At 61.2% G+C, this 8,517-nt stretch carries 5 protein-coding genes and 1 pseudogene; 3 read left to right on the top strand and 3 right to left on the bottom strand.

Translation table 11 applies throughout. The features are described 5' to 3' along the window. Window positions 1–350: 350 nt before the first annotated feature. Together ACM9ME_RS15065 and ACM9ME_RS15070 are read right to left on the bottom strand one after the other, a co-directional pair. Window positions 351–2,642, bottom strand: coding sequence for an EAL domain-containing protein (locus tag ACM9ME_RS15065; RefSeq protein WP_415644280.1), 2,292 nt, complete (start codon window positions 2,640–2,642; stop codon window positions 351–353). Further along, window positions 2,642–4,810, bottom strand: a complete 2,169-nt coding sequence (locus ACM9ME_RS15070) for a ShlB/FhaC/HecB family hemolysin secretion/activation protein (RefSeq protein ID WP_415644281.1) — start codon at window positions 4,808–4,810, stop codon at window positions 2,642–2,644. Before ACM9ME_RS15070 ends, ACM9ME_RS15065 begins: the two co-directional genes overlap by 1 nt. On the opposite strand from ACM9ME_RS15070, the gene ACM9ME_RS15075 reads away from it, so the two are divergent. The 3 genes from ACM9ME_RS15075 to ACM9ME_RS15085 all read left to right on the top strand — a co-directional run bounded on the left by ACM9ME_RS15075 (window position 4,691) and on the right by ACM9ME_RS15085 (window position 7,951). Beyond that, on the top strand, window positions 4,691–6,490 hold the full coding sequence (locus ACM9ME_RS15075) for a FecR domain-containing protein (protein WP_415644282.1): 1,800 nt from the start codon (window positions 4,691–4,693) through the stop codon (window positions 6,488–6,490). The two genes, ACM9ME_RS15070 and ACM9ME_RS15075, sit on opposite strands and share 120 nt — an antisense overlap. A 2-nt stretch (window positions 6,491–6,492) precedes the next feature. Then, a complete protein-coding gene (locus ACM9ME_RS15080) occupies window positions 6,493–6,888 on the top strand; it encodes a PilZ domain-containing protein (RefSeq protein ID WP_415644283.1) in 396 nt (131 codons plus the stop codon). A gap of 361 nt (window positions 6,889–7,249) precedes the next feature. Beyond that, entirely contained in the window at window positions 7,250–7,951 is a 702-nt protein-coding gene (locus tag ACM9ME_RS15085; protein ID WP_415644284.1) for an IS6 family transposase, read from the top strand. 236 nt (window positions 7,952–8,187) lie between these two features. Here ACM9ME_RS15085 and ACM9ME_RS15090 read toward each other — a convergent pair. After that, window positions 8,188–8,409: pseudogene (locus tag ACM9ME_RS15090) on the bottom strand (DDE-type integrase/transposase/recombinase); the annotation flags it as partial. Between the last annotated feature and the right edge of the window lie 108 nt (window positions 8,410–8,517).

An 8,517-nucleotide genomic window follows, 5' to 3' on the forward strand; every position in this document is an offset into this window, starting at 1 on the left:
CCGGCCAGCGACTTTTCATAATGTCGCATTCACAGGCCTTACAGAAGACCGCACTCGATCACGCGCGCATTGGATCAGAAACCTCTTGCACACCGGGCGGCAACCACAGAAGCAGGTCCTCGACGTTCCGCAAGCTAAGCGGAAATCGCACGTACATCAGCACTACCAGACGGATGATCTCCGGTGAGGAATTGAATCGTCGAAACGGACTGGGTGGCTTGGCTCGAGTTTTGCGGCTCATTCGCGCCGGCTAGCAGCTGCCTCGTTGGTCTGACAGAGCCAACGTCCGCAATTGGGCCGTTGGCTGACAGACGGCTTTCGATGAGGACTTTGAACAAGCAGACTCTGCGTCAGGCAGCGATTTTCGCTTTTTGGTCTAGCATAGCGATCAGCATGTGTGCGGGCACCGCTTTGCTAATCAGATAGCCTTGCGCGAAATCACAGCCGCACGACCGAAGGAAGCGCAGGCAGGCAATGTCTTCAATACCTTCGGCTACGACCTTTAAATTCAAATCATGGGCCATCTGGATTGTCGATTGAACCAGCACCGCGTCAGCCCGGTTGAGATGTGCGTGTTGCACAAAGCTTCGGTCGATCTTGATCTCGTTGAGCGGCAGCTCTCGCAAATATGTTAGGGTAGACTGGCCTGTGCCATAATCGTCCATCGACACGGCTATGCCTATCTCACGGTAGTGGCGCAGCGCAGCCACTGCACCCGCCGGGTCGGACATTGCCGCAGATTCGGTCACCTCGAAGATCAACGCCGTCGCGGGGATCTTTGCCACCGCCAACAGGTCTTCGACCGAGGCGTTAAACGACGCCGTCGAAAGAAGCTTCGCCGAAATGTTCACGGCGGCGGTGACGTCCCGATGATCATTTCGCCAGACCGCGAGATCTTTCATGACGATCTGTAAGACGTAGAGCGTCAACGGTGCGATGCGGTTGGTTTTTTCGGCGAGCGTCACAAAGACTTCCGGCGAGACGAAACCGCGGGTCTTGTGCGGCCATCGAACCAGCGCTTCGACGCTTGCGATGCGGTCCGCGCGGAGGCTGTATTTGGGCTGGTAGTGGACTTCGATCTCACCGGCCTCGAGGGCAGCATCCAGTTCGCCCATGAGTGAGATCGAACGCTCCAGGTCTTCATTTCGCGTATCGCTCAGCTGCCAAAAGACACCATCACGCCCAGCTTGCTCGGCGGCAATCGCCGCATCGGCGTGTTGGCGTTCGCAGCCTGCGGCCGGATCTATCGAGACACCAAGCGCAACAGTTATATCGACCAGCCGCCCGGCGGCTTCGACGGGGCGCAACAATATCGCTCGCAACCCTTCAAGACTTTCGTTTACCGGACTGTCAGCGGCCAGCGCGAAACTGAGTTGTCTTTCACCCGTACGATAGATCGCACCTCCCTGCGCGACGAGCAGAAGGCGATCGGCCACTCGCATGACAACATCCGCCGACGCACGCGTGCCCAGAACCGCCAGCAGGCTTTCGTAATTCTCAAGCAATGCGACGACGATAGTTTCACCCGAGCTTTCGCGCCTCTCGAGTTCGAACGCGCGAATATTCGGGAGACCGGTGAGTTCGTCGACGATGCGCTGGGTACGAAATCGATCGGCCATTTCACGAAGGGCGCAAACCACGCCAGTCAGCGTGATCACGCCTAACGAGGCAGCGAGGGGAAAATAAATGAGCAGCCAGTGCTGTGCACCGAGCACGATCGTACTGAGGCTCAAACTGGCGCCGGCTGTCGTCAGAAAGATGTGTTCACCCGACCGAACACTCACGATCAGCGCGATGCCCAGCGCTGCAAGCAGCAGCGGAACGATCATGCTCCCGACGGTGGGAACGCCGCGAAGCAGCGTCTCGGCTGCCAGCGCCTGGACCACCACACCAGGGATAACGCCCCAGCTTGGCGTCCCATAGCGATCCCCCATTTCGATCGCGGTCGCACCAATAAGAATATTGCGGCCACGCACGCTGGACGGATTTACCGCACCGTTCTGCACATCGACGAAGCTCAGCCGGGGGATTGTGTTTGGATCGATCGACATATCGACCGGGAACTGTGCATCGGCGGTGCCGGAGCGTTGGGCGATATAAGCGGAAAGTGATGGACGAGGCGTTTCGGCGGTGATCGTGCCGAGCGGCATCAGGCGCACTTGACCGTCGGCGTCGGGAGAGATGCTTACCGATGCGAGAGCCACAAAGGGCCGGAACAGCGCGATCGGTAGCGCATCTATTGTGCGATGTTCGCTTGAGTCCGCGCTTTGCCCAAATGTGGGCATCGCGACGAGGCCGTGAGCGCGCCGCAAAGCGTTCGCGAACGCACGATCGCCGGGCGCGTCGGAGTTTGCTGAAAAGTCGACATCGAACACGATCGACGCTGCGCCGGCTTGACGCAAATGATCGACCACATCGGCGTAATTGGTACGCGACCAGGGCCAACGCTTGATTGTCGCCGCGCTACGCGCATCCATTTCGACGATGACGACTTGGCCGCTTGCTGTGCGATGCGCGACGCCGAACCGCGCCGGACCCAGCGCGCGGTCGAACGCCGCGCCGATCGGGCTCAGCGCAATGAGGACGCCGACAACAAACATCGCTATGGCGATCAAGACGTTGGAGCGTCGCCGCGTCAGCATTAGAAGATTCGTGACAGCCGGAATGTAACACGCGGCTCGCGATTACCCGTGTCGAAGCGATCCTTATTCAGCGGCAGGCCGGCTTCGAGCATGCCGCTTAGCTTGCCATGGCCAGCACGCAGACCGAACGCAGTCGAGACCAGCGCGCCTCCGCCGAGGCCGCCGCGCAGATTGGTGACGTACCCGCCATCGACCGACGTGTAGAGCTGCAGCCGGTCGATCACACCTCGAACAACTCGCCCCGCGTCGTACCGCACTTCGCCCGAGCCTAGGATACCGTCATCGCCAGTTCGCTCGGCATAGTCGTAGCCGCGCCCGAACACCGGGCCGCCTGCGCCGATCTCTGCTGTCGCCAACAGCGGCCGTGTCGCGACCTGGCCCTCCGCGGCGAGCGCCAGACTCAAGTTGCCGATCAATGGCATGGTCCAGTCGCCGTCGAAACCAAAGGTCACAAAGCGAGCATCGCCGTCGCTGCGCGAACTGCGCAAGGCGCCCTCATGTGTCACGCCATGCAACGGCAACCCAGTCGTAGCGCGCAGTTCGGCGCGCAACGTACTGTCCCCTATAGCGACCAAGCCATTGAGCGAGGCCTTCAGCGTTGCCAGCCGATCGTTGCGCAGTTCGCTGGCGAGCAGAGTCTGATCGCTGCGCAGGCCGCGAAATTCGAGCTGCCCCCATAAACTCCGTCTGCGCGTGCGCAGGATCGGGGTGGTCAGGTTGACCGCCGCATCAACGCTTTTGCCGATCACGTCGAGCGCGGCGAGTGACGCCCCCGGGTGGGTCCGGCCAAAGGATGCCGACGCCGACAGGATCGTGCCGTTATAACCGAGCGGTGCGCTATAGCGGGCACGGATGAAGCCGAACTCGGATAATTGCAGTGGGGTTTGCGCGACGATGAGGCCGAGTTCATCCCCCGCGCCGAACACCCCGCGCGCGTTGATCAATGCTGTCGACCGAACCGGCCCGACTTCTTTGCTGCCGCGATTGTCGATCTGGGCATAGGCGCTCAGCGGGTCTTGGGCGATCGTCACTAACAAGATGCCGAAGCCGTCTTGACGGATATATTTGCTGTCCTTGACGGTCACCCCTGGAAGGTCGCCAACCAACAGGATCGCGCCTTGCAATTGATCGATCCGCACCGGCGAACCGTTCACAAGCGCGCGCGTCAGCAGGTGATCGGCCACCGGGTTGATCGCCCCGATCACGCGCACTGCCGACAGGCTACCGGCATCGAGATGCACACGGAGCAAGCCACCCGCCATAACCTGTGCCTCGATCGACGCACTGGCGAACGGATAGCCTTGCGACCGCGCGACATTCGCTACGGCGCGCGACAGCTCAGTCAGGTCGCGAGTCGCCAGATTACGCCCGATGAACGGCAAAATCGCATCGCTGAAGACTGCACGCGAGATAAGGGGGGCGCCATCGACGACGATGGCATTGGCAATCCGCGGTGGGCCGGCGGGCGCGGTATCGGTCACCAGATTGGCTGACGGGGTCGCGCTTGGGAGCGCGAGCGGCATTTTCGGTCGCGTTTGCGGTAATCCCCGTTCAATGATCGATGGATCCGCTTGATTGAGCCGTTCCTGAGCCTCGGCCGCAACCGGCGCCACGAGCGACACCAATGCCCCGGCCATCGAACGGATCTTGCCGACTTGCATTAGACGACCTTTTCTTTGCCAGAGACCCGGGAAGCGCCGGGCATAATCCGGAAGCCTTTGCAAAAGGTTAGCCATATCGTGGTTACGCTCGCGTTCACCGCATGGCGGAACCCATTGGTAAAGCACGAAAGTCCAACGGTGCTCATTCGGAAGCCAATGGAGAGTGTCGTGCGCAAACATATGATCGCTGCGCTCGTTGCGAGTTGTTCGGTTAGCGCCATCGCCGGAGAACCCGGCTGGGTCGTCAGCGAGAGTTCGGGCCCAGTGCAGATCCGCCATGCCGGCGTCGCCAAGGTCGCACTGCGCGGCGGGGCTGTTTCGGCAGGCGATATTTTGAGCACTGGCCCCGGCGGGCGTGCCGTGCTTGTGCGCGGCACTGAATATATGATGGTCGCCAGTAGTTCTCAACTTCGCTTGCCGGCAGAAGAGAAGCCGGGCGGCTTCACTCAGATGATCGAAGACTTCGGCAATGTCGTCTTCATGATCAAGAAGAAGATGACGCCCCATTTCGAAGTGAAGACGCCCTATCTCGCGGCTGTGGTGAAGGGCACGACCTTCTCGGTCGGGGTGACGCCGGAAGGCGCCTCGGTGCAAGTGCTCGAGGGCGCCGTCGACGTCGCGACCCAAGATGGCGGCGCACATGAGTTGCTGCGCCCCGGATCGGTGGCGATGGTTGGCGCCACCGATCTCTATCGCATGAGTGTGGAGGCGGAGGGCGTACGGCGGACCATCGTTTCGCCCGCAGCGCCCGTTTCTGTGTCCCCGACCGCCGCAGTGCCAGTTGCCACGCCCGTTGCTCAGGCGACAATCACGACTACTGTCTACGAAGCTCCGGCATCGCTCAAGGATATCACGGGAGGGATGGTTGACGGGACGACCGGAGGTGCCGAAATGGCGCCAGTTGCCAGTGCCACGTTGATGGCGACCGAAGCTTCGAAATCGGCTGTCAAGGCCGTCGAAACGGTCAATGCCTCCGTAGCGGCGGAGCAGGCCCAAAGTGAAGCCGCCGTGGCGGCGAGCAAACAGGCGGAAGCGGCAGATGCTGCCGCCAAAGCCAAGACGCAGGCAGAGTCATCGGCCGCCGATGCTGCGGCGGCAGCGGACCGAGCGGCAACCGCGACGGCGAAGGCAGAAGCCGATAAGGCGCGCAGCGATGCCGAGGCGACGGCGTCCGCTGCTGCGGCAGCGCAGGCGCAACGAGACGCGCAGGCTGCGGCAGCCGCGGCGACCCAGGCACAAACTCAGCAGGCCGCAACAGCAGCCGCTCAATCGGAAGCGGACGCGGCATCGGCGCTGGCCGCGAAGGCCGCAGAAGACGCGGCGAAAGCAGCAACGGATCACTCTGCACAAGACGCCGCCAATGCGGCTTCAGCCGCGGCTGCATCGGCCGCCAACCAAGCGCAGCAGGCGGCGGATGCCGCGGCCGCGGCGGAGCAAGCGCGCGCCGCTTTGGCGGCGAGCAAGTCGGCCGCCGATGCCGCTGCTGCGCAGGCTGCGGTCGATGCTACCGCGGCCGCCGATGTTGCTGCACGCTCGCCAGGCGACGCCGTCGCCCAAGCGGCGGCCGACAAAGCCGCTCGTGACGCCGCCAAGGCTCTGACGGACGCGGCCAACGCGGCTGCCGATGCGGCTCGCGGTGACGCCGACAAGGCAGCGAAAGATGCTGCGAAAGCAGCGGCGGATGCGGCGGACAAGGCAGCCAAGGACGTCGAAAAGACAGCCAAGGACGCCGCTGATAAAGCGGGCAAAGATGCCGACAAGGCAGCTAAGGATGCCGCGAAGGACGCCGACGACGCCGCAAAGCGTGCCGTCAAAGCGGCCGAAGACGCGACCAAAGCAGCTTCCGACAAGGCCGAGAAAGATGCCACCAAGGCGGCATCCGACGCCGCAGCGGACAAGGCAGCGAAGGACGCGGCAAAGGCGGCAAGCGAGGCGGCCAAGGCGGCTACGGAGAAGGCGGCAAAGGACGCGGACGACACGGCCAAAGCTGCTCAGAAGGCCGCAGCCGATGCGGCCGCCGAAGCGGCAAAGCTACAGGACAACGCCGCTCAGGATGCTAAAAAGGCAGCCGCCGACGCGGCCAAGGCAGCTGACGACCTTTCCAAGGCTGCCAAGAAGGCGGCTGACGATACAGCAAAAGCGGCTCAAGATGCGTTGAAGGGTAAGTTACCCGGCGGTGGTAAATAGCAGTGCGAGAAGTAGGAATTAGTCGCAGCTTGGGATCGGCCGCCCTTCGGCGGAGCGATCGACGTTACAAAATCTTTCGGCGAGGAACATGGCGGGAAGGCGGGAGCGAATTCATTCTCCACCTCCTGGACATATCGGTCTCCGGCGCTCGAGCTCACACGACCAATTCCCCTCATGCGCAGACGATAATTGATGTCGAGTGTCTTCATCCGCTCGGTACCGCTCGCGTATGTTGGGTTGCTGGAAACACATGTGGGTTGCAGTTCTTGAGTCCGCTGACCGCGGACATCGTTACGGATATCTTGGGATCGTTAGCCGAGCCTCCGGCCATCGTTGCCGGGCCGCGCTCACGCGAGCGCGACCGAGCTATTTGGCTTCAGCGTCGCACGGCAAAATAAAATCTGTCCAACGAGACACATGCTCGCAGGCGCTTTTCCAATCGTACGTGCGCGTTTCGGGGTACATTGGCCGCTTTTTGGAGCTGGGTGCCGCACTTCTGACGATTGAAGCTGCGCTCAATGCGGATCGTCGGCTGACGATTCATTTCGACTGTTCAACCAAATATCAATGAAAGAGGATAATTGTTCGCACAGGGCCGGATTGTCGGCGAAAGGTTGGCTCGTTGACGAAACGACCAGATTGCTCCAGCCGACTTCGTCATGATCGAGCTAGCGATACCCGATCAGGCCTTGGTAAGGTGCTGTCAGGCTAATGCTAACTTGTCTCCGAAGCCAGCGCTCGCTCGGCTAGAGGGGGTGCATGAAACCGATTTCCTACAAGCGACACCGCTTTCCGGCGGACACAATCCGACTGGCAGTCTGGCTGTATTTCCGTTTCACCACGAGCTTGCGCGATGTTGAGGAGATGCTCGCCGAACGCGGGATCGATGTGACCTACGAGACCGTCCGGTGCTGGGCCAACAAGTTCGGTGCGGCTATTGCCGCCAATATTCGCAGGCGTCGCGGGCGGGCCGACAGCGTCTGGCATCTCGACGAAATGGTCGTGTGCATCAACGGCAAACGGATGTTCATGTGGCGCGCCGTCGATAAGGAAGGCGAGGTCCTCGACGTACTCGTGCAGAAACGTCGAAACAAGGCCGCAGCCCTGAAATTGCTGAGAAAACTGCTGAAAAGCCAGGGCTTCGTGCCGGACCAAATCGTGACTGATGGCCTGCTCTCATATGCAGCTGCGCTGCGCGACCTGGGATGCTTGGCTCGTCACAAACCCGGACGATTACGCGAGAACAACCGGGTGGAGAACTCGCACCTGCCGGTCCGGAGACGAGAGCGGAAAATGCAACGGTTCAAGTCCCAGGGCCAGGCTCAACGCTTCGTTTCCACCCACAGCGCAATCTACAACACATTCAATATCCAGCGTCACCTGATATCCCGTAACACGATGAAACACTTTCGATCTGCCGCTATGGTGGAGTGGAACGCCGCGTCCGCCGCCGCTGCATGAAACGACGGAATCACCGTCTATTGCCGCGCCCGAAAGTTAACCTGACAACACCGGGCACGCACCTCGAAGCAAGCCGCGCTCTTCACATAGACTTCGGTCAGATAGTCGCGGCCGTTGCGGGTGATCTCTGCAATGCCACGGGCATCGTTGGTATCGGTCTTGTTGCGCCTGATGGTGGTGTCAGTCGGATGCGAACTCGTCTCCACACGATGGAGGTGGGTCTTTGAGGCTGGCGCCTAGCAGGCGAGCGATTTCCACTCGGCCAGTGCGGCCGAGCGGCGTTCTTTGAAGGTTTGGCGATCAACGAGATGGCGTTCGGTGTTGAAGTGATTGGACACGCTGGCGTGGACTGAGGCGAACTTCTGTAGGGTCTTCATTCGTCGGAATCTGAGCATCGCGCGTTCTCGTCGTCGGAATGGCAGATGGCTGTTTTCAACCCGGTTATTGATCTGCCCCCCGCTGAGTGGCCCAGAGACTATGATAGTCTGGACCACGAAAGGGACGACGAATGCCGAGCAAGAAGCACAAGCCGGAAGAGATTATCGGGAAGCTGCGTGAAGTTGAGA

This window comes from Sphingomonas antarctica (genome assembly GCF_965137005.1).
GTDB lineage: Bacteria > Pseudomonadota > Alphaproteobacteria > Sphingomonadales > Sphingomonadaceae > Sphingomonas_O > Sphingomonas_O antarctica.